This is a genomic window from Kitasatospora sp. NPDC054939, from assembly GCF_053610105.1.
Window position 1 is genome coordinate 22098 of sequence record NZ_JBSGXP010000038.1, and the last position, 23530, is coordinate 45627.

Here is a 23530-nt window from a genome sequence, read left to right on the forward strand (position 1 = left end):
GGAGCCGGGCGGAACGGCGGGGCACGGCGATTGCGGCGGGAAGCACGGGAACGGCCGGAAGCGCCCTACGCGTTGCCGAGGACCTCGCCGACCAGGGCGCGGGCCTCCTCCTGGACGCGGGCCAGGTGCTCCGGCCCCTGGAAGGACTCGGCGTAGATCTTGTAGACGTCCTCGGTGCCGGAGGGGCGGGCCGCGAACCAGGCGTTCTCGGTGCAGACCTTGATCCCGCCGATCGCCGCGCCGTTGCCGGGTGCCTCGCTGAGCACCGCGGTCACGGCCTCGCCCGCCAGCTCGCCGGCCTTCACCTGGTCGGCGGAGAGCCGGCCGAGCAGCGCCTTCTGCGCGCGGTCCGCCGGGGCGTCGACCCGGGCGTAGGCGGGGGCGCCGAAGCGGGCGGTCAGCTCGCCGTAGTACTCGCTGGGGCTGCGGCCGGTCACGGCGGTGATCTCGGAGGCGAGCAGGGCGAGCAGGATGCCGTCCTTGTCGGTGGTCCAGACCCGGCCGTCGCGGCGCAGGAAGGACGCGCCGGCGGACTCCTCCCCGCCGAACGCGGTCGAGCCGGCGAGCAGCCCGTCGACGAACCACTTGAAGCCGACCGGCACCTCGACCAGCTCGCGCTTCAGCTCGCCGGCCACCCGGTCGATCATCGAGGAGGACACCAGGGTCTTGCCGACCGCGGCCCGCTCGGACCATTCGGCGCGGTGCCGGTAGAGGTAGTCGATGGCGACCGCGAGGTAGTGGTTGGGGTTCATCAGGCCGCCGTCGGGGGTGACGATGCCGTGCCGGTCGGCGTCGGCGTCGTTGCCGGTGGCGACGGCGTACTCGTCGCGCCGGCCGATCAGCGAGGCCATGGCGTGCGGCGAGGAGCAGTCCATCCGGATCTTTCCGTCCCAGTCCAGCGTCATGAACCGCCAGGCCGGGTCGGTGACCGGGTTGACCACGGTCAGGTCGAGCCGGTGGGTCTCGGCGATCCGCGCCCAGTAGGCCACCGACGCGCCGCCCAGCGGGTCCGCACCGATCCGCAGGCCGGCCGCGCGGACCGCGTCGAGGTCGAGCACCGAGGGCAGCTCGTCGACGTAGGCGGTGAGGAAGTCGTACCGGCCGGTGGTGTCGGCGGCGAGCGCCCGGGCGTACGGCAGCCGCTTGACGCCGGTGAGCCCGGCGGCGATGAGTTCGTTGGCGCGGTCCTGGATCCAGCCGGTCGCGTCGGAGCCGGCCGGGCCGCCGTGCGGCGGGTTGTACTTGAAGCCGCCGTCGGCGGGCGGGTTGTGCGAGGGGGTCACCACGATGCCGTCGGCCTGCGCCCCGGGGTGGGCGCGGTTGTGGGTGAGGACGGCGAGCGAGACCGCCGGGGTGGGGGTGTAGCCGTCGGCGCTGTCGAGCAGCACGGTGACGCCGTTGGCGGCGAGCACCTCGACGGCGGTGGCCCGGGCGGGCTCGGAGAGCGCGTGGGTGTCGGCGCCGAGGAAGAGCGGGCCGGTGATGCCCTGCGCCGCGCGGTACTCGCAGATCGCCTGGGTGGTGGCGGCGATGTGGTCCTCGTTGAAGGCGGTGGCGAGGGACGACCCGCGGTGCCCGGAGGTGCCGAAGGCCACCCGCTGGCCGACGTCCTGCGGATCGGGGTGCAGCGTGTAGTAGGCCGTCACCAGCCTCGCCACGTCCACCAGGTCCTCCGGCCGCGCCTGCTGTCCGGCCCGCTCGTGCACCATCGCGTCTCCCGCGTTCGTCCTCGTACGCTCGCCGGTCGGCCCCGGCGGCGCCCCCGTCCTCACCGATCGTAACCGGCCTGCCACCTCGGTCGGCGCGGGGTCCGGGGTGCGGTCGGCGCGGGGTCCGGGGTGCGGTCGGCGGCATCCCGGGCCGTGGCCGGAACTGATCGCTCCGCACCAGCCTTGACCGCGTACTGACGTATGGTCATACCGCCGCCCTGGCAGGCATCGACCGGGGTCACCACCCTTGATCCCGCCGCAGGCGGCGCCCTAGGATCAAAGTGAAATGTCACATGGCAACGGAGCCGCCGTGAGGGATCACACCGTTCCACGCCCGGGCACCGCCACGAGCACCCTGCCCAGGCCGTTCTACTGGCTCGCCGTCGGGGACGCCGTCTCCAGCTACGGCAGCCAGCTCAACATGGTGGCGCTCAGCCTGTTCGCGTACGAGGCCGCCGGGAACGCCCTCGGCACCGCCGGGTACCTGACCCTGCGCCTGCTCGGCGGCTTCGGCGCCGGCCTCCTCGCCGGACGGATCGTCGGCCGGCTCGACCGGCGCCTGCTCATGGTGGCCTGCGCCTTCACCCAGGCCGCCGGACTGGTCGGCCTCGCACTCACCCCGGAGCACCTGCGCATCCCGGTGCTCTACCCGCTGGCACTGCTGTTCGGCGCGGCGGGCACCCTCTCCGCGGTGTCCCTGCGCAGCAGCGTCCCCGAAATGGTCGGCCCCGAGCAGCGCGCCCGCGCCAACGGCGTGCTGGTGACCGGCCGTTCGACCGCCATGGTGCTCGGTTTCGCCTCCGCCGGCGTGCTGGTCGCCTGGGCCGGGATCCACGCCGCACTGCTCACCGACGCCGCCAGCTTCGCGGTCTTCGGGATCGTGGTGCTCCGCCTGCGGCTGCGCACCCGGGCGGAGACCGCCGGGGCCCCGGCGGCGAAGGGGGAGTCCGGGGCGTCCTCGGGGACCGGGGACACCGCGCAGTCCGGCACGCCGGGCGAGGCGGCACAGCCGGGCGGCAGCAGCCGCTGGGCCGGCCTGGTGCTGCTGCGCGCCCTGCCGGTGATCGGCGCGATGGTCGCCATCCGGCTGGTGGACGCCTTCGGTTCGGCCGCGCACAACATCGGCCTGCCGGTGTTCGCCACCCAGAGCGCCCCCGACAACCCGGCCTCGGTGCTGGGCCTGTTCTGGGCGACCTGGGCGGTCGGCAGCCTCGGGGCGCACCAACTGGTCTCCCGGCTGCTGCTCAAGCACGGACGGGAGCCCGGTGAACGGGCCTTCGCCGTCGGCACCGCACTGATGTCGGCCTGCTTCATCCTGGCCTTCACCGGCCTGCCGACCCCGCTCTTCCTGCTGGTCGCACTCGGTGCCGGCCTCGCCGACGGCTTCACCGAGATCTCGTACACCACCCGCATCCAGGCCGTCGAGGACGACCGGCGCGGCCAGGCGTTCGGACTGGTCGCCAGCGCCGAGAGCCTCGGCATGGGCACCGGGATGCTGCTCAGCGCCGGGCTGCTGGAACGCTTCAGCCCGCTCACGGTGGTCGGCTTCTCGCACGCCGTGCCGATCGTGCTGGCGGCCGGGTTCCTGCTGTTCGTCGCCGTCGCCGCCCGCCGGCGCGGCACCGCCACCGCCGCCGCCCCGGTACCCGTCCCCGCCGACCACTGACCCGCCGACGGCCCGCCACGGACCGTCCGGACCCACCCTCCCGACAGCCCCACCGCCCCGCTCGCACCGCCCCGCCGACCAACCGGCCCCACCCGTACGGCCGCACCGCCCGCACGCCCCGCTCCGCCCCGTACGCGTTCCGACCCGTTCGCCCCGACGCCGCCCACCGGCCGCGCCGAGGCACCGCCGTGCCCGCAGTACCTCGCTTCCGCCCACAAAGCCCAGGAAGGTACGACAGATGAGCACCCCCGGCCCCGACCGCCAGCGGCTCGACGCCTTGGAAGGCAGGCTGCTGCGCGACCCCGACGTCGCCGACTGCGCGCTCCTCCCGGCCGGGGACCCGACGGCCGACCGGGACGGCGCAGCGGCCCCGGCGGGCACCGCCCCGGTCGCGTACGTGGTGCCCGCGGTCGGCCGGGGCACCGACGGGCTGCGCCGACGCGTCGCCGCCGAACTGCTCGACACCGCCCCCGACGCCGCGATCGTGCTGGTCGACGGCATCCCGCGGACGGCCGACGGCACACCGGACCGGCAGGCCCTCGCGGCCGCCCGCGAGCCGCACGAGCACCCCCGGCCGGCGCGGCAGCACCTGAGCCGGCTCACCCCGCACTGGCGCCCGTTCGGCACCGCCGCGGGCACCGGGCCGGGCGGGGGCACGGGCGCCGGGCCGGGCGGAGGCACGGGCGGCGGGGCCGCTGCCGAGGAGGACGCGGCACCGCCGGACGCCCCCGCCGGGGAACCCGCCGTCGCCGAGGGCCCGCCGCTGGAACCGCTGCCCGACTCCCCCACCGACCTCGCCGACGCCCTGCTGCGGGCCGCCGAGCGGCACCCCGGGCGGGGCCTGCACCTGGTGCGCGCCGACGGCGGCACCACCACCCTCCGCTACCCCGAACTCCTCGACCGCGCCCGGCGGGTGCTCACCACGCTCACCCGGGCCGGCCTGCGGCCCGGCGACCGCGCGATCCTCCAGGTGCCCGACCCGGAGCAGTACTTCCCCGCCCTCTGGGCCTGCCTGCTCGGCGGCATCCTGCCGGTCACGGTGGCCAGGCCGCCCGGCTACGACCACCCCCACCCGGTGCTGGAGAAACTGCTCAACGCCTGGGAGACCCTGAAGCACCCGGCCGTCCTGGCCGCCGGCCCGGCCGTCCCGGGGCTGGCCGGCCTCGGCGCGCTCCACCCGGACGCCGCGGCCATGCGGATCGTCCCGGTCGACCGCTCCGCCGGGGAGCCGCCCGCCGAGCCGCACGGGCCGAGCGGCGAGGTCGCGATCCTTCAGCTGTCCTCCGGCTCCACCGGCCGCTCCAAGGCGATCCGGATCCGGCACCGGGGCATCCTGGAGTACGTCGCGGGCGCCTGCCAGGAGGGCTTCGCGCCCGGCGACGCCACCGTCAACTGGCTGCCGCTCGACCACGTCGCGGGCCTGCTGATGTTCCACCTGCGCGATGTGGTGATGGCCGCCGACCAGACCCACATCCCCACCGAACTGGTGCTCGCCGAGCCGCTGTTGTGGCTGGACACGCTGGAGCGGCAGCGTGCCGCGCACTCCTGGTCGCCGAACTTCGGCTACCGGCTGGTCGCCGAGGCGCTGCGCGCGGCGCCCGACCGCCGCTGGGACCTCACCGCCGTCAAGTCCCTGATCAACGCGGGCGAGCAGTGCACCGAGTCGGTCGCCGACGAGTTCCTCGCCCGCCTCGCACCGTCCGGGCTGCGTCCCGACCACCTGCTGCTGGGCTGGGGAATGGCCGAGACCTGCACGGTCGTCACCTACAAGCGCTACGGCGAGCCCGGCGCCGTCCAGCTGCTGGCCACCGACTCGCTGACCGGCGAACTGCGGCCCCTGGAGGCCGAGTCGGCCGAGCGGCCCGGTACCCGGTTCCTCTCCATGGGCCGACCGGCGGCCGGCGCCCGGATCCGGGTGGCCGACGACCGGGGCACGGTGCTGCCCGAGCTGCGGATCGGCCGGCTGCAGATCTCCTCCGGCCGGGTCACCCCCGGCTACCTCAACAACCCGCAGGCGGACCGCGAATCCTCCACCGCCGACGGCTGGTTCGACACCGGTGACCTCGCCTACCTGCGCGACGGGGAGGTGATCCTGACCGGGCGCCGCAAGGAGATCATCATCATCAACGGCGTCCACCACTTCTGCCACGACCTGGAGGACGTGGTGTCCGCCGTCGACGGCGTGCTCTCGGGCCACGTCGCGGCCTGCGGCGTACCGGACGAACGCAGCGGCAGCGAGCAGTTGGCGCTGTTCTTCGTCCTCGCCCCGGACTCCGACCCGGACTCCGACCTGGGGTCCGACCCGGAGTCCGACCTGGGGTCCGACCGGCAGGCGGCCGTGGAGTCCGCCCCGCCGTCCGAACCGCCGTCCGACCGGAGCACCGCCCCGGACCGCGCGCCGGTCGCCGTGCCCGTGCCCGTTCCCGGCCCCGCCCGCGCGACCGCGGTGGTGGCGGCCGTCCGGGCCGCGCTGGCCGAGCGCTTCGGGCTGACGGCCGCCGTGGTGCTGCCGCTGCCCGCCGCGGACTTCCCGCGCACCACCAGCGGCAAGATCCAGCGCACCGCCGTCCGCGGCCGGCTGCTGGCCGGGGACTTCGACCCGCTGCTCACCGCCCTCGACCTCGCCGAGGGCAACGCCCGGACGGTGCCCGACACCGTACGCCGCCTGGTCTGGGAGCCCCGGCCGGCGCCCGTACGGCCCGCCCCGATCCCCGACGAAACGATCCTGCTGGTCGGTCCCACCGGCCCCGGCACCCTCGCGGACGCGCTGGCGGCGCTGCTGCCGCAGGCCGTCCGGGTCGGCCACGCGGAAACCCCCGACCCCGCGGACGCCCCCGACGGCACCCACGACACCGGCGGCCGGGACGGCTCCGGCAGCACCGACAGCGGCGGCGACACCCGGGTGCTCGACCAGCTCGCCGCCGAGGACTGGCCCGCGCTGTTCGCCGAGCTGGACGCCGCCGGACGCCGCCCGTCGCAGGTCCTGCACCTGTGGGCGCACACCGCCGACCCGGACCCGCGGTTCTGCGGCGAGGCCCTGCTCGGCCTGGCCCGCGCGCTCGCCCGCCACTACGGCACCGGGGCCGCCTCCGGCATCCGGCTGACCACCGTCAGCGCCGGGCTGCACGCCCTCGCGGAGGGTGAACTGCCCGTCCCCGCCGCGGCGCAGACGGCGGCCCTGACGGCCGGCGTGCGGGTCGAGCACCTGCTCGCCGGCGCCCGCCACCTGGACCTGCCGGGCGATGCGGCACCGGACCCGCAGGCCGTCCTGGCGTTCCTCGCCGACCCGCGGCAGGAGCCCGAGGCGGCCTGGCGCGACGGTCGCGCGTACGTCCCCCGGCTCGGTCCGCCGAGCGCCCCAGTACCGGCGAACACCGCCTCCACCGACTGCACCCCCACCGACCGCGCCCCCGGCGGCGGGCTGCTGGCACCCGGGGTGCGCCTGCTGGTGACCGGCGGGCTCGGCGGCATCGCCGCGGAGCTGCTGCCGGAACTGCTGCGCCGCTGGGGCGCCCGACTGCTGCTGATCGGCCGCACCGACCCGGACGGGGACGGACCCGCGGCCGCCGCCCGGCGGGCCGCCCTGGAGCGGCTGGTCCGGGCGGGCGGCCGGGTGGAGTACCGGTCCGTCGACGTGACCGACCGCAAGGCGCTCGCCGAGGCCGTCGCCGAGGCGGAGGCCGGCTGGGGCGCTCCGCTGGACGGGGTGCTCCACCTGGCGGGCTCCTACCGGATCGGGCTGCTGGAGGAGCTGACCGCGCAGCAGTGGCGGGAGGCCGTCGCCGCCAAGGCCGAGGGCACCGCGGCACTGGCCGAGCTGGTGCTGGCCCGGCCGGGCGCCGGCTTCGTCGGCTTCTCCTCGCTGATCGGTCTGCAGGAGGTGGTCGGCTCCGCCGGGTACGCCGCGGCCAACCGCTCCTTGGAGGCTGCTCTGGAGCGGCTGCGCCGCGAGCACGGGGTGCCCGCCTGGACGGTCTCCTGGGGCCTGTGGAGCGGTATCGGCATGAACCGGGAGGAGTCGCACGATGCGGCCGCCGCCGAACGCGGCATCGCGGTGCTCGGCGCCGCCGAGGGCCGGCGGCTGGCCACCGCCCTGCTGGCGGGCCCGCCCGGCCACTGGTTCGCCGGGCCGGACGCGGGCCGTCCCGCCGCGCGCCGCCGCCTGCTGGCGGACGCCCCCCGGCTGGTGGTCGAGGCCGCCGCGGACCCGGACGGCCCGACCGACCCGACCGACCGGGCCGACCCGACCGAGCGGCCGGTGCCCGACGCGGTCGCCGCCCCCGCGACCGCGGCCGTGACCACCCCCGTCACCGCGCCCGCCGAACTGCGGCGCAGGGTGCTGGACGCCTTCGAGGCGGTGCTCGGCGGCCCGGTCGACCCGGGCCTGCCCTTCCACGAACTGGGCATCGGCTCGGTGCAGTTGATGCGGGTGCACGCCGCGCTGGCGGCCGGCCCGGCGCCCGGGCTGGAGCCGACCGCGCTGTTCCGCCACCCGACCGTGGACGCGCTGGCCGCCCGTCTGGCCGGCGGTCCGGCCGACCCGGCGCGGCCCGCCCCGGAGCCCGTCGGGGGGTCGCGGACCGTCCCGGACGACCGGCGGATCGCCGTGGTCGGCCTGGCGCTGCGGCTGCCCGGTGCCGACACCCCCGAGCAGTACTGGCACAACATCGTGGACGGCGTGGTCAGCACCACCCGCTTCACCCCCGACCAGCTGGCGGCGGCCGGAATCCGGGAGTCCGAGTACACCCACCCGGACTTCGTGCCGGTCACCGCGCCGATCGAGGACATCGGGCACTTCGACGCCGAGGCGTTCGGCATCAGCGCCGCCGAGGCCGCCCTGATGGACCCGCAGCAGCGGCTTCTGCTGGAGACCTGCGCCCGGGCGCTGGACGACGGCGGCTACGGCGACAGCGACCCGGCGACCCGGATCGGGGTGTTCGCGGGCACCGGGATGACCCTGTACGCGCTGCGCACCTACCTCCAGCAGACCGTCGGCGCCGCCGCGGACCCGGCGCAGCCCGTCGAGGCACTGCAGTTCGCGATCGGCAACCAGGCGGACTTCGCGGCCACCCGGGTGGCGTACCGGCTCGGTCTGACCGGGCCCGCCGTGGGCGTGCAGACCGCCTGCTCGACGTCGCTGGTCGCCGTGCACCTGGCGGTGCAGTCGCTGCTCACCGGGGACAGCGACCTGGCGCTCGCCGGAGCCGCCGCGCTGCACATCCCGCAGGCGGCCGGCTACCGCTACCAGGAGGGCTCGATCCTGGCGCCGGACGGGGTCTGCCGGGCGTTCGACGAGCGGGCCGGGGGGACGGTCGGCGGCAACGGCGTGGCCGCGGTGCTGCTGAAGCGGCTCGACCGGGCGCTGGCCGACGGGGACACCGTGCACGCGGTGATCCTCGGCTCGGCGGTCAACAACGACGGCGCGGGCAAGGTCGGCTACACCGCGCCCAGCGTGGACGGCCAGGCCGCAGTGGTCGGCCGGGCCCTGGACACCGCGGGCGTACCGGCCGACAGCATCGGCTACATCGAGGCGCACGGCACCGGCACCCCGCTAGGCGACCCGATCGAGGTGCAGGCGCTCACCCGCGCCTTCCGCGCCCGGACGCAGGCCGCGGAGTTCTGCGCGCTCGGCTCGGTCAAGCCGAACATCGGGCACCTGGACACCTGCGCCGGGCTGGCCGGGCTGATCAAGGCGGTGCTCGCCCTGCGGCACGGCACGATCCCGCCGCTGGCCAACTTCACCCGGCCCAACCCGGCGCTGGGGCTGGCGGGCAGCCCGTTCGTGCTGCCCGCCGGGGCGACCGCCTGGCCGCGCGGCGCCGCGCCCCGCCGGGCCGGGGTCAGCGCGCTCGGCGTCGGCGGCACCAACGCGCACGTGGTGCTGGAGGAGCCGCCCGCACCCGACCGGGCCGGACCGGCGACCGCGCCGGACGCCGCCCCGCTCGGCCTGCTGCCGCTCTCCGCGCGCAGTCCCGAGGCACTGGCCGAGCTGGCCGCCGCCGTCCGCGACCGGTTGCGCACCGAACCGGCGCCGCGGCCGGGCGACCTGCTGCTGACCCTGGGGGCGGGCCGCCGCCCGCTGCGCCACCGGCTGGCCGTCACCGGCCACGGTCCGGCCGCGCTCGCCGAGGCGCTGGACGCGTACACCGCCGGACGGCGTTCCGGACCGGCGCACCTGTCGGCGGACGCCGGGCGCAGCGCGCAGGCGCCGGTGCTGCTGTTCACCGGCCAGGGCGCGCAGTACCGGGGGATGGCCGCAGGGCTGTACCGGGCGTTCCCGGTGTTCCGGCGGGTGCTGGACACCTGTGACCGGCTGCACCGGGAGACCTGGGGCGAGCCGCTGCTTCCGCTGCTGCTGGAGCGCGCCGACGGTGCGGAGCGCTGGACGACGGAGGCGGTGCAGCCCGCGCTGTTCGCGGTGCAGGCCGCGTACACCGCGCTGTGGGAGGAGTTCGGGGTGCGTCCGGCGGCCGTGGCCGGGCACAGCGCGGGCGAGTACGCCGCCGCGTACGCGGCCGGGGCGTTCGGGCTGGCGGACGGGCTCTTCCTGGCCGGGGTGCGGGGCCGGCTGATGCACCGCTCGACCGAGCCGGGGGCGATGACCGCCGTCCCGATCGCCGTCGAGCGGCTGGCGGAGCTCGCCGCGTGGCTGCCCGGGGTGGACCTCGCGGTGGTGAACGGCGTCGGCCAGTGCGTGCTGGCCGGCCGTCCGGCGGACGTCGCGGCGGCCGAGGCCGTGCTGGGCGTCGAGGGAGTCGAGGCCGAGCGGCTGGCCGCCGACCGGGCCTTCCACTCCCGGCTGATGGACCCGATGCTGGACGCCTTCCGCGGCCGGCTGCGGCAGATCGCCTTCCGGCCGCTGCGGCTGCCGCTGGTCACCAACCTCGGGGGTGCGGTGCTGGCCCCGGGCACGGTGCCGGACGCCGAGCACTTCGTCCGCCAGACCCGGGAGACCGCGCGCTTCGACCGGGTGCTGGCCGCGCTGGACGGCCTCGGGCACCGGCTGTTCCTGGAGGTCGGACCGCACCACACGCTGAGCGGGCTGGGCCGGCGCGAGCTGGCCGGGGCGGTGTTCGTGCCGAGCGGCCGGCGCGGGCGCGATCCCGAGCAGCACCTGCTGACCGCGCTCGGCACGCTGTGGGCACACGGCGCGCCGGTGGACTGGGCCGGGGCCGCCGGCGCCCGGCCGTGGCCGGACGGTCCCGCGCGGCGGGTCCCGCTGCCGGGACGGCCGCTTCGGCGCACCCACCACTGGTTCACCCCGCCGGCGCCCGCGACCCCGCCGGCGCCGACACCCCCGCCCACTGTGGCGTCCGTACCCGACCGCACCGCCCTGGAGGAGCCCGTCATGACCGAGACGCCCGTGCCGGCCCCGGCGGCGGAGGCCGCCGCCGAGGAGCTCGCGGCCGACCTGATCCTGCGCCGGGTGGTCGAGCAGACCGCCCGCCAGCTCGGGGTGGCGGACGAGGCGGTGGGGGCCGAGGACCCGTTCTTCGACCTCGGTGCCGACTCGCTGTCGATGATCAACATGATCCGCGACCTGGAACGGGCCTTCCGGGTCCGGGTCTCGATGCGCGAGCTGTTCGAGGAGGCGGACACCCCGGCCCGGCTGGCCGGGCTGATCGCCGGGCGGATGTCGCCGGAGGCGCTGGCGGCGCTGGTGCCCGCACCGGCGCCGGTCGCAGCCCCGGCGCCCGAGCCGGTGGCGGCGGCTGCCGTCGCGGACGCGTCTCCCGCAGCCGTCCCGGTGCCCGTGCCCCAGCCCGTACCGGCCCTGCCCGCACCCGTAGCGCCCTTGACCGCACCGCATGCAGCCGTACCGCCCGCAGCCGCCCTGTCGGCGGTCCCGGTCGCGCCGTTCGCCGCCGCCCCGGTGGTCCCGGCCGCCCCGACCGCTCCGACCTCCCCGGCTGGGGCCGACAGCGGGGCCGGCGCCGTGATCGACCGCCAGCTCGCCCTGCTCGGCCAGTTCTCCGAGCTGATGGCCCACCAGCTCACCCTGCTGGCCGGCGGCACCCCCGCTCCGGCGGCCCTGCCCGCCGCCCCGGTCCCCGCCGCCCTGCCCGCGGCACCCCAGCCGGACCAACGGCCCACCCAGCAGCCCGCCGCCCAGCAGCCCGCGCCGCCGTCCGCCCCGGCCGCGGCGCCCCAGGTGCACGGCCCCCGGGTGACCGTGGCCCGCGACTCCGGGATGGCGGCCGGCGGCCTGACCGACGAACAGCGCCGCCACCTCGACGAGCTGACCGCCCGGTTCACCGCACGCACCGCCGCGTCCAAGGCGCTCACCCAGCGCCACCGGCGGGTGCTCGCCGACAGCCGGGCGGTGGTGGGCTTCCGCTCGGCCACCAAGGAGATGCTGTACCCGCTCGCGGCCAGCCGGGCGCACGGCTCCCGGCTGGAGGACATCGACGGCAACTCCTACGTCGACATCACCATGGGCTTCGGCGTGCTGCTGTTCGGCCACGAGCCGGCGTTCGTCCAGGAGGCCGTGCGCGAGCACTTGGCGGGCGGGCTGCGGCTCGGCCCGCGCGGCGACGAGACCGGCGAGGCGGCCGAGCTGCTGGCGGAGCTGACCGGCACCGAGCGGGTGGCCTTCGCCAACTCGGGGACGGAGGCGAACGCCGGGGCGATCCGGCTGGCCCGGGCGTACACCGGGCGGGACAGGATCGTGATGTTCGAGGGCTCCTACCACGGGCACTTCGACCACACCCTGGGCCGCTCGGTCGGCTCCGGCGCGGACCGCGAGACGGTCCCGGTGTCGATCGGTATCCCGGGCAGCGCGGTCGCCGACCTGATCGTGCTCAAGTACGGCGACCCGCAGAGCCTGCAGGTGATCGAGGAGCAGGGCGACCGGATAGCGGCCGTCCTGGTGGAGCCGGTGCAGAGCCGCCACCCGGGCCGGCAGCCCGCCGAGTTCGTCCGCGCGCTGCGCGAACTGACCGCCCGCCGCGGCATCGTGCTGGTCTTCGACGAGATGCTGACCGGCTTCCGCCCGCACCTGCGCGGCGCCCGCGGCTTCTGGGGCGTCGAGCCGGACCTGTCGACGTACGGCAAGGTGCTCGGCGGCGGCTTCCCGATCGGGGCGATCGCCGGGCGCGCGGCGGTGATGGACGGCATCGACGGCGGCTTCTGGCAGTACGGGGACGCCAGTTACCCGCCGAACGACACCACCTTCTTCGGCGGTACCTACATCCAGCACCCGCTGTCGATGGCGGCCTGCCGGGCGGTCCTGCGGCACTTCAAGGAGCAGGGCCCGGCGCTGCAGGAGCGGCTGAACGCCCGCACCGACGAGCTGGCTTCGACCCTCAACGCGTTCTTCGCGGACGAGGAGTTCCCGCTCTCGCTGGCCCACTTCGGCTCGCTGTTCCGCTTCGAGCCGCGCGCCGACATGGAACTGCTCTTCCCGCACCTGCTCACCCGGGGCGTGTACATCTGGGAGTGGCGCAACTTCTTCCTCTCCACCGCGCACTCGGACGGCGACGTGGAGTTCGTGGTCGACGCCGTCCGCGAGTCGCTGCGGGACATGCGGCGCGGCGGTTTCTTCCCGTCCGCCCGGCCGGTCCCGGTCCCTGCACCCCGCCGCGAACTGCCCGGTACCGACGCCCCCGCACTTCGCCGCGAACTGCCCGACACCCACGCCCCCGCACGGCAGGACGCCGCGCCGACCCCCGCACCCGCGCCCGTGCCCGCGGCCCCGGGGGACCCGGACCGGCCGGTGGACTTCAGCCTCTACTTCTTCGGCGACTACCCGGTCGACACCCGCCCCGAGGACCGCTACCGGATCGTGCTGGAGAGCACCCGGTTCGCCGACCGCAACGGCTTCCACGCGGTCTGGCTGCCCGAGCGGCACTTCCACTCCTTCGGCGGGATCTTCCCCAACCCCTCGGTGCTGGCCGCCGCGCTGGCCCGGGAGACCGAGCGGATCCGCCTCAACGCGGGCTGCGCGGTGCTGCCGCTGCACCACCCGGTGCGGGTGGCCGAGGAGTGGTCGGTGGTGGACAACCTGTCCGGCGGGCGGGTCGGCCTCGGCTGCGCCAGCGGCTGGCACCCCAACGACTTCCTCTTCGCCCCCGAGAACTACGGCTCCCACAAGGAGCTGATGCACGGTCAGATCGACACCGTCCGGTCGCTGTGGCGCGGCGAGCCCTACCGCGGCCGCAACGGCAACGGCGAGGAGATCGAGGTCGGGCTGCACCCGCGGCCGCTGCAGGAGCTGCCGCCGATGTTCACGGCGATCGTCGGCAACCCGGACAGCTTCCGCGAGGCCGCCCGGCACGACCTCGGGGTCATCACCAACCTGATGACCCAGGACGTCGCGACGCTGGCCGCCAACATCGCGCTCTACCGGCGCACCCGCGCCGACCACGGCCTCGACCCCGAGGCCGGCCGGGTGGTGGTCCTGGTGCACACCTACCTCGGCGCCGACCTCGCCACCGCCCGCGAGCAGGCGTACCGGCCGTTCTGCTCCTACCTCCGCTCCTCCCTCTCGCTGTTCGGCCAGGTCGCCAACAGCCTCGGGCTCACCCTCGACTACGAGAACACCCCGGAGGAGGACCTCGAATTCGTCCTGGAGCGCGCCTACGAGCGCTACTGCGCCTCCCGCGCCCTGATCGGCACCCCGGAGAGCGTCCAGGGCGTCCTGGACTCGCTGCGCGCGGCCGGCGCCGACGAGATCGCCGCCTTCGTCGACTTCGGCCTCTCCCCCGAGCTGGTCGCCTCCGGGATGCCGCACCTGGACGCGCTGCGCCGCGCCACCGCCGAACCCCGCGAGCGGCGCGCCGTGCTCTCGTACGCGCAGCAGCGGATGTGGTTCCTGCACCGGATGCTGCCCGACAGCTCCCGCTACAACGAGGTCAAGGCGATCGCCCTGGACGGCCCGGTGGACCGCGAGGCGCTGGCCGCCGCGCTGCGTGCGCTCGCCGACCGGCACGGCGCGCTGCGCACGGTCTTCCGCGAGCAGGACGGCGAGCCGTACCAGGTCGTGCTCCCCGCGGTGGACGTGCCGCTGGTCGTCGAGGACGCCCCGGCCGGGCCGGACCCGGAGCAGGCGGTACGCGCCCTGGTCGCCGAGGAGGGCGCGCACTGCTTCGACCTGGCCGAGGGGCCGCTGCTGCGCACCCGGCTGCTGCGGCTCGCCGCGGAACGGCACGTGCTGGTCCTCTCGATGCACCACATCGTGATCGACACGCTGTCCGCGGTGGTGATCACCCGCGAGTTGGGCGAGCTGTACCGCGCCGCGCTGGAGGGGCGCCCGGCGGCGCTGCCGGCCCTGGCGACGAGCTACGCCGGGTTCGCGGCCGACGAGCGGGCCCGGGTGGCCGAGGGCGCGTACGCGGAGAGCCTGGCGCACTGGCGCAAGGTGCTCGGCGGGGAGCTGCCGGTGCTCGCGCTGCCCACCGACCGCCCGCGTCCGCCGGTGCCGGACGGCCGCGGGCGTGCCTTCGTCCGACTGCTGCCGGCCGAACTCTCTGACGGCGTGCGCGAGTTGGCGAGGTCGAGGCGGTCCACCCTGTTCATGGTGCTGCTGACCGCCTTCGCCGGGGTGCTGCACCGCTTCAGCGGCCAGGACGAGATCGTGCTCGGCACCCCGGTCGCCAACCGCACGGAGGGCACCGAGGACCTGGTCGGCTTCTTCGTCAACACCCTCGCGCTGCGGCTCGACCTGTCCGGCGAGCCCGCCTTCGAGAAGCTGCTCTCCCGGGTGCGGGCCACCGCGCTGGACGCCTACGAGCACCAGCAGCTGCCATTCGAGGTGCTGGTCCAGGAGCTGAACCCGGAGCGCGACACCAGCCGCAACCCGCTCTTCCAGGTGCTCGTGGAGTTCGAGAACCACGCGCTCTTCGAGCTCGACCTGCCCGGCCTCACCGCCCGCCCGCTGGACGACGTGGTCGACAAGGCCGGCTTCGACCTGACGCTGTTCCTCACCAACCTGCCGGACGGCCTCCGCTGCCACGTCGAGTACGCCACCGCGCTGTTCGACCGGGAGACCGTGGACCGGCTGCTGTCCGCCTTCGAGCAGCTGCTGACCGCCGCGGTCGCCGCACCCGACCGCCCGCTCGCCGAACTCCTGCCGGGCGGTGGGGCGGTGGAGACCGGAGCGCCCGTCGAGCGGGTCCCGCTGCGCGAGCGGCTCGCCCGCACGCTCGCCGAGCACCCCGGCCGCACCGCCGTCCTCACCCCCGACGGCACGGCCGTCGACTACCGCGAACTGCACGACCGCGCCGAGCGGTTGGCCGCCCTGCTGGCCGCCGCCGGGGTGCGCGCCGGCACGCCGGTGGCCACCCTGCTGCCGCGCTCCGCCGACCAGGTCGCCGCCCTGCTCGCCGTGGTGCGCCTCGGCGCCGTGCACGTACCGGTCGACCCGGTGAACGGCCCCGAGCGCTGCCGCCTGATCGCCGCCGACAGCGGCGCCCCCGTCCTGCTCACCTCCGGCGCCGTGGACCGCCTCGGCATCCCGCTGCCGGCCGTCCTGGTCGAGGACGACACCCCGGTGCCGCCCGCCCCGCCCGCGGTCGACCCGGACCCCGAGTCGCCCGCGTACTGCCTGTACACCTCCGGCACCACCGGCCGCCCCAAGGGCGTCCTGATGCCCTACCGCGCCCTGGCCGCCCTGATCGACTGGAACACCGCCCAGCACCCGCCGCGGCGCACCCTGCAGTACGCCTCCTGCGGCTTCGACGTCTCCGTCCAGGAGGTGCTGACCGCGCTGTCCGGCGGCGGCACGCTGGTCCTGCTCGACGAGGCGACCCGCTACGACGCCCGCGCCCTCGCCGAGCACCTGCGGCGCACCCGCACCGAGCGGATCCACCTGCCGCACACCACCCTGACCGGGCTGCTGGACGCGCTCGCCGAGGAGCCGGTGCCCGACCTCCGCGAGATCGTCTCCGGCGGCGAGCAACTGCTGCTCACCCCGGCGCTGCGTGCCTTCCTCGGCCGCCACCCGCAGTGCCGGCTGGTCAACCACTACGGCCCCACCGAGACCCACGCGGTCACCGCGGTCGAGGTGCCGGCCGACGGCCCCGACCACGCGCCGATCGGCCGGCCGGTCCCCGGCAGCCGGATCCTGCTGCTCGACCGCGCCGGGCGCCCGGTGCCGCACGGCGCGGTCGGCGAGATCCACGTCCTCGGCGAGCAGGTCGCCCTCGGCTACCTGAACCGCCCGGAGGAGACCGCCGCCGCCTTCACCGCCACCCCGCAGGGCCTGCGCTACCGCACCGGGGACCTCGGCCGGCTGCGGCCCGACGGCAGCCTCGACTACCTCGGGCGGATCGACGAGCAGGTGAAGATCCGCGGCTACCGGATCGAGCCGGGCGAGGTCGAGAACGTGCTGCGCGGCGTCCCCGGGGTGCTCGCCGCCGCCGTCGCCCCGCAGTCCGGGCCGCACGGCACCGCGCTCGCCGCCTGGGTCGTACTCGACCCGGGCACCGGACCGGACCGGGTCCGGGACGCCCTGGCGGACCGGCTGCCCGAGCACATGGTGCCCCGGCTCTGGGCCGCCACCGACACGATCCCGCTGACCCGCAACGGCAAGCTGGACCGGGCCGCCCTGCCGCCCGCCGCACCGCTGGGCGCCGCCGACGGGGCCCCGCCCGCCACCGGGCTGGAGCGGCTGCTCCAGCGGATCTGGGCGGAGGAGCTGAAGGTGTCCGACCCGGGGGTGGAGACCTCCTTCTTCGACCTCGGCGGGCACTCGCTGGCCGCCACCCGGCTGCTCAACCGGGTCCGCGAGGAGGCCGGGCTGGAACTCGGCGTCCTGGAGTTCTTCCGCCGTCCGACCGTCCGGGGCATGGCCGACCGCGCCACCGCCGCCGCCCCGGCCGAGACCTTCGAGCGGGGGACGCTGTGAACGGGACGCCGGGCACACCGGGCACGCCTGAGCCGACCGGTCGGACCGAACAGGCCGAGCAGGCCGAGCGGGACTGGAGCGAACTGGTCCGGCTGCTGGACGCGCGGGAGGTCGTGCTGTCCACCGCCGGCGAGCGGCTGGAGTACCTCGCCCCGCCCGGGGCGATGGACGCGGAACTCGTCGCCCTGGTGAAGGGCTCGCGCGAGCGGCTGCTCGCCACCCTCACCGGCGGCGGCACGGCCGAGGCCGCCGCCCCGGCCGGCATCGCCCAGGCCCGGATGCACCGCGGCCACGGCCGGGCCGCCGACCCCAGCCTGTGGAACATCACGCTGCGCATCGGGCTCCGGGGGCCGCTCGACCCGGCCCGCCTGGAGCGGGCGCTGGCCGCCCTGGTGGCCCGCCACCGGAGCCTGCGCACCCGCTTCGTCCCGTCCGACCTGGGCGTGCTCCAGCAGGTGCACCCCGCAGGACCGGTGCCGCTGCCGGTCACCGACCTCGCCGGCCTCGACGAGGTCGGCCGGCGGAACGCGGTCGCCGCCGCCACCCGCGCGGAGACCGGCACCCCGTTCGACCTAGCCGTCCCGCCGCTGCTGCGCGCCCGCCTGCTGCGCTCGGCCGCGGACCGCCACGTGTTGTTCCTGACGGTCCACCACATCGCCCTGGACGGCTGGTCGCTGGCCACCCTGCTGGAGGACCTCGGCGCCCTGTACGGCGATCCGGACGCCGCACTGCCCGACCCCGGCTCGATGATCGAACACGCCTGCTGGGAACGGACCGTGGTCACCCGGGACGCCGTCCGCCGGGCCACCCGCCGGTACGCCGACCGGCTGGCCGGGCTGCCGCTGACCGTCCCCCTGCCCACCGACCGGCCGCGGCCGGACCGGCGCTCCGGCCGCGGCGGCATCCTGCACTTCCGGCTCGCGGCCGACCTCACCGCGGCCCTCACCCGCCGTGCGGCGCAGCGCTCCACCACCCCGGCGGCGGTGGTGCTGGCCGCCCTCGGGGACCTGCTGCACGAGGTGACCGGCGCCGACGAGACGCTGGTGATGCTCTCCACCGCCAACCGGCGGCGGCGCGAGCACGAGCGCCTGGTCGGCCTGCTGACCACCAACCTGCCGGTGCGGCTGCCCGGACGGGCCGCCGGGGGCTTCGACGCCCTGGTGGACCTGGCCGGCCGGGCGCTGGCGACCACCGTCGACGACGCGGAGGTGCCGTTCGGCCTGTGCACCGAGCCGCTGCGGGAGCTGGGGCTGGAGCTGCCGCCGTCCTTCCCACAGCTGCTGCTGGCGATGCAGACCACGCCGGCGCCGGTGCTGGAGCTGGCGGGCCTGGAGGTCGCCGTGGAGGACCTGCCCGGCAGCGCCGCCCGCTGCGACCTGCTGCTGATGCTCAGCCCCGACGCGGACGGCATGGCCGGGGTCGCCGAGTACGACGCCGACCTGTTCGACGAGGGCACCGTGCGCGGCTGGCTGGACGGCCTCGTCGCCCGGCTCTCGGCGGGGCTGCTGGGGTAGGGCCGGTCCCACGCACCCTGCTCCGGGCCGGCCGACGGTTCGTCACGGTCGGCCAACGGTCGGCCCGGAGCGGGTTCCCCGGGCGGACGTGCGGGTACATCCGGTACGACCGCCGTCCGGTGGTGCGGCGGATCCTCCCGCACCGGGCCGCGGACGACTGCCTCGGCTCGTCAAGGGAGGCCGTGCCATGCCCCTCCAGCCCTCCGTCGACCCCCGCGCCCAGGACGTCCGTACCGTACGGCGCCTGCGTCTGGGCGTCGGCGTCATCGGATTCCTGCTGCCGATCGTCCTGCCCCTCGGCAACAGCCTCACCTCCTCCCGCCTCGCGGTGCTCAGTTCGATGAGCGCCTCGTACTACAGCGACATGCGGGACGTGTTCGTCGGCGGCCTCTGTGCCGTCGGCGTGTTCCTGATCTGCTACCGCCACGACCGCCGCGAGGACCGGCTCAGCTCGGTGGCCGGCGTCCTCGCCGTCCTGGTGGCGCTGCTGCCCACCGAGCCGCCCTCCTCGGTGGAGCCGGACCCGAGCCCGCTCCAGCAGACCGTCGGCCTGCTCCATCTGGGCTGCGCCGCGGGCCTGTTCGGGGTACTGGCGTACTTCTGCCTGCGGTTGTTCGCCGACTCCCCGAGCTCCGGCGGGCGGCGGCCGGCCCGCGACTGGGTGTACCTGGTCTGCGGCTGGGTCATCGTGGCGTGCATCGCGGTGGCCACCGTGGCGGCCGTGCTGCACCTCGCCTGGGACGCGCCGCTGACCCCGACCTACCTGGCCGAGGCGGTCTCGGTCTTCGCCTTCGGGGTGGCCTGGCTGGTGAAGAGCGAGGCGGTGACGGCGCTCGTCCCGCGCGGCGGGCCGGCCACCGCCGTCGCCGATCCCTGAGCGGCGGGACGCCCGAACAACGGCTCCTGCGCCCGAGCCCTGACCGCCCGGACACCCGGCCCTGCGCCCGAGCCCCGGACAGGGCCTATCCGGCCGGGCGCAGGGCCGCGACGGTGGCGGCCGGGTCCTCCGCGTAGAAGCGGAACGCGCGGGCCGTCGAACGGCCGCCCAGGGCACGGGTGAAGGCCAGCGGTTCGGTCAGCTCGACGGTCACCGTGGTCTGCCCGCCGATCCCGAGGTCGGCCGTACCGTCCTCCCCTACGGCGGCCAACCGGCTGTCGGGGTACCGGCGTTCGACCCGGACCGCGGCGATCCGCCCGGCCGGGATGCGGATGTCGACCAGCGCCCCGTAGCGCAGCCGCAGCGAGCCGTCGGCGCCCACCACGTGCGGGCGCACCACGCAGGAGGCGTGCAGGGCGACGACGAACCAGATCCCCCACAGGTCGAGCAGCAGGACCGCGCGGTGCACGGCGGGCCAGGGGATCAGCAGCGCCAGGGCGACCGTCTCGACGACCGAGACGAACAGGAACACCGCCGTCGCGAGGGCCTGCGCGGAGGCGTACGGCACGGCGAGGCCGCCCTCGGACACCCCGTGCGGACCGCGCCGGGCCACCCAGCGGAGCAGCGCGACGGTGAGGCGGATCTCGTGCACGGCGAGCCGGCGCAGCGGTACGGGGACGCCGGCCACCAAACGCTCCACCAGGCGTCTCACCAGACGCTCCACCGGGCCCCGTGCGGGGCCCTCCAGCCGGGTGCGCACCCGGGCGTGCAGCGGGGCCCGCCCCGGGGCGGCCGGGCGGGCGGGGCGGCGCGGACGGGCGCTCACCGGGCACGCTCCTGCATCAGCTCGATCGCCCGGCGCACGGCCGCGGCCTGGGCGGGGGCGAAGTCCGCGAAGAAGGCGTCGGCGAAGCCGCCGTCGGCCGGCTCCCCGCCGGCCGCGGAGAGCCGCATGGCCCGCACCGCCTCGTCGGGTACGGCGGCGGAGACGGCCCGGGCGACGGCCTCGATCCGGGGGTCGTCGAGCGCCGCATCGGCCAGTTCGTCCAGGCGGGCGTACACCTCGTAGGCCCGTTCGACGGCCTGCGGGTCGGAGCCGAGGGCGTGCAGCATCCCGTCGAGCCAGCCGCGGTCGCCGCCCGGTGCGCTGCTCTCCAGCAGGGCGAGCAGTCGGCGCTCCTTGGCCGCCATGGCCGGTTCGGGGCCGGTCCTGCGATCGGCCTCGCGGGCCATGTCGGCGAAGACGGCGGCGAGTTCGGGCGAGACCGGCCCCTCGGCGGGCAGGCCGCCGGCCGCCTCGGCCCGGGCGAGCAGGTCGGCCAGCCGGGCGCGGCGCTCGCGGATCTCGTCCTCCTGCCGGGCGAGGTCGGCGTCGAGTCCGGCCAGGACCTCGACGAGTTCCTTGCCCGCGTCGTCCGCGAGGACGTCGCGGACCTCGTCGAGGCCGAGTCCGAGTTCGACCAGCCGGCGGATCCGGGCGAGTTCGACGGCGTCCCGCAGGGAGTACTCCCGATAGCCGTTGGACTGGCGCGGAGGTTCGGGCAGCAGCCCGATGCGGTGGTAGTGCCGCACCGCGCGGGTGGTGATGCCGACCAGGCCGGCGAGTTCTCCGATACGCATGGCACCCAGTAGAGACCCTGTCGCTGCGACAAGGTCAAGCACCGCCGGGCGCCCCGAACGGGCGGGTGATCTGGACACCTCAAACCAGTGAGCCCCACCCTCTAGATGAAGATGATTATCAAGCGCTACTGTGGCTCCCGCCGCTCGCACCGGAGCCGAGCCGGCGCCACCCCTCGCCGTCGCCACCATGCTCCGGCGCGGGTCGGCACCCCCACACCTCCTGCCGCACACCGGCAGTCCGTCAGGGCGGGAACATGGCCGACAGGACCCCCACAGCCACCGCACCACCCCCGCGCACCGCACCCCACCGGCCACCGCCGGGCACCCCGGAGCGCCCCCCTCGAACCGGACCAGGCGCCCGCCGGATCGCCGCCGTCGCCGCACCGGCCGCCGTCGGCGCCGCCGTCCTGCTGCTCGGCACCGGCTTCCTCGGCAGCTCGACCGCGCCCGCCCTCGCCACCTGGCGCACCGTCCTGATCGCCATCGTGGTGCAGGGCGTGCCGTTCCTGCTGCTCGGCACCGTGGTGTCGGCCGCGATCGGCGCGTTCGCCCCGCCCGACCTGTTCAGCCGTCTGCTGCCGCGCCGTCAGGCCCTTGCCGTGCCGGTGGCGAGCGCCGCCGGAGTGGTGCTGCCGGGTTGCGAATGCGCCTCGGTGCCGGTCGCCGGCAGCCTGATGAAGCGCGGGGTCGCCCCCGCCGCGGCCCTGGCCTTCCTGCTCTCGGCCCCGGCCGTCAACCCCGTCGTGCTGGTCTCCACCGCCGTCGCCTTCCCCGGGCAGCCCGAGATGGTGGCCGCCCGGCTGCTCGCCTCGCTGCTCGCCTCCGCCGCGATGGGCTGGCTCTGGCTGCGGTTCGGCCGGGAGGAGTGGCTGCGGCTGCCCAAGGCGTCCGAGGAGCACGAGGAGGACGACGGCCCGCTCGCCCGCTTCGGCCGCGGCCTGCAGCACGACTTCCTGCACGCCGGCGGCTTCCTGGTGGTCGGCGCCGCGGCGGCCGCCACCTTCAACGTCCTCGTGCCGCCCGCCGTGCTCGACGCCTTCGCCGGCTCCCCCTGGCTGCAGGTCCTGGCCCTCGCCCTGCTGGCCGTGGTGCTCGCCGTCTGCTCCGAGGCCGACGCCTTCGTGGCCGCCTCGCTGACCGGCTTCTCCCCCACCGCCCGGCTCGCCTTCATGGTCGTCGGCCCGATGGTCGACCTCAAGCTGATCGCCCTGCAGTCCGGGGCCTTCGGCCGCTCCTTCGCCGCCCGCTTCCCCGCCGCGACCTTCGTCGTCGCCGTCCTCGCCAGCATCGCCGTCGGAGGGATCCTGCTGTGAGCCGCGTCCGCGTCCTCGTCCCCCCGCTGCTGCTCGCCCTGCTCGGCGGCGCCCTGCTGCGGATCACCGTCGGCAGCGACGTCTACCTCCAGTACGTCAAGGAGGGCCTGTACGTCCCGCTCGTCCTCTCCGGCGCGGTCCTGGTGCTGGTCGGGGCCGCCAACGCCGTGCACGGTCTGCGGCCCCGGCGGGAGCCCGTCCTACGCTTCAGCCGGGCCGCCGACGGCAGCGCCCAGTGGCACCGGGCCGAACCCGGCGGGCAGCCGCACGACCACGCCGGGCCCGGCGGACACCACGGGCACGGGGGTCACGGCGGGCACGGGTCGCACGGGGGCGGGCACGACCACTCCGCCGTACCGCGGGTCGCCGGTCTGCTCGCCGTCCCCGCGGTGGCGCTGATCTTCTTCGCCCCGCCCGCCCTCGGCGCGTTCACCGCCCAGCGCGAGGGCACCACCGCCCCGGTCGAGCAGGTCGAGTACGCCGGGCTCACCCCCGACCGGCCGACCACCCCGATGTCGCTCACCGAGTTCATCGGGCGCAGCCAGGACCCGGCGCGGAGCCTGGAGGGCCGTACCGTCCGGCTGACCGGCTTCGCCGCGCCCGGCGCCAAGGCCGGCGAGTGGTACCTCAACCGGCTGACCGTCAACTGCTGTGCGGCCGACGCCCGTCGGCTGCGCGTCCAGGTGGTCGGCCCGGGCGCGGCCCCGGCCACCGACAGCTGGGTCGAGATCACCGGCACCTGGCAGGCCGTCCCGGGGGTCGCGCCGACGGCCGCGCCCCGGCTGGTGCTCCAGGAGGTCCGCCCGGTCCAGGCCCCGCGCAACCCCTACCGCGACGTCGCGCCCGGCACGGCGTAGGGCCCGATACGGCACAGTGCACGACCCCGGCGACCCCTGCAGGTCGGCGGGGTCGGCGGCCCCGGCGGGGTCGGCGCGCCTGCCGGGACGGCCGGACGGCGGGTGGGAGGCTCGCGTGTCCCCGTCCG

Annotated in this window: 9 protein-coding genes; 6 read left to right on the forward strand and 3 right to left on the reverse strand. The window is 76.3% G+C overall.

The features are described from left to right. Positions 1-65 precede the first annotated feature (65 nt). A complete protein-coding gene (pgm, locus tag ACWGB8_RS13915; RefSeq protein WP_452213366.1) occupies positions 66-1709 on the reverse strand; it encodes a phosphoglucomutase (alpha-D-glucose-1,6-bisphosphate-dependent) in 1644 nt (547 codons plus the stop codon). A 310-nt stretch (positions 1710-2019) separates the two neighbouring features. On the opposite strand from pgm, the gene ACWGB8_RS13920 reads away from it, so the two are divergent. The 4 genes from ACWGB8_RS13920 (at position 2020) to ACWGB8_RS13935 (ending at position 19612) form a co-directional block, all read left to right on the forward strand. Further along, a complete protein-coding gene (locus ACWGB8_RS13920) occupies positions 2020-3375 on the forward strand; it encodes an MFS transporter (protein ID WP_452213368.1) in 1356 nt (451 codons plus the stop codon). A 238-nt stretch (positions 3376-3613) separates the two neighbouring features. Beyond that, positions 3614-17221: a MupA/Atu3671 family FMN-dependent luciferase-like monooxygenase gene (locus ACWGB8_RS13925; RefSeq protein ID WP_452213370.1), complete on the forward strand. Its 13608-nt coding sequence runs from the start codon at positions 3614-3616 to the stop codon at positions 17219-17221. Beyond that, on the forward strand, positions 17218-18735 hold the full coding sequence (locus ACWGB8_RS13930; RefSeq protein WP_452213372.1) for a condensation domain-containing protein: 1518 nt from the start codon (positions 17218-17220) through the stop codon (positions 18733-18735). Before ACWGB8_RS13925 ends, ACWGB8_RS13930 begins: the two co-directional genes overlap by 4 nt. 187 nt (positions 18736-18922) lie before the next feature. Beyond that, on the forward strand, positions 18923-19612 hold the full coding sequence (locus tag ACWGB8_RS13935; protein ID WP_452213374.1) for a hypothetical protein: 690 nt from the start codon (positions 18923-18925) through the stop codon (positions 19610-19612). 85 nt (positions 19613-19697) lie between these two features. Here the strand turns inward: ACWGB8_RS13935 and ACWGB8_RS13940 are convergent, their stop codons facing one another. Further along, positions 19698-20438 carry a hypothetical protein gene (locus ACWGB8_RS13940; RefSeq protein ID WP_452213376.1) on the reverse strand — a complete coding sequence of 247 codons (741 nt, stop codon included), beginning with the start codon at positions 20436-20438 and terminating at the stop codon, positions 19698-19700. Beyond that, on the reverse strand, positions 20435-21232 hold the full coding sequence (locus tag ACWGB8_RS13945; protein ID WP_452213377.1) for a MerR family transcriptional regulator: 798 nt from the start codon (positions 21230-21232) through the stop codon (positions 20435-20437). Before ACWGB8_RS13945 ends, ACWGB8_RS13940 begins: the two co-directional genes overlap by 4 nt. 254 nt (positions 21233-21486) lie before the next feature. On the opposite strand from ACWGB8_RS13945, the gene ACWGB8_RS13950 reads away from it, so the two are divergent. After that, positions 21487-22545, forward strand: coding sequence for a permease (locus tag ACWGB8_RS13950; protein WP_452213379.1), 1059 nt, complete (start codon positions 21487-21489; stop codon positions 22543-22545). Continuing rightward, the gene (locus ACWGB8_RS13955; RefSeq protein ID WP_452213381.1) at positions 22542-23402 is read left to right on the forward strand and encodes a TIGR03943 family putative permease subunit; all 861 of its coding nucleotides are present in this window, start codon (positions 22542-22544) and stop codon (positions 23400-23402) included. Before ACWGB8_RS13950 ends, ACWGB8_RS13955 begins: the two co-directional genes overlap by 4 nt. Positions 23403-23530: the final 128 nt, after the last annotated feature.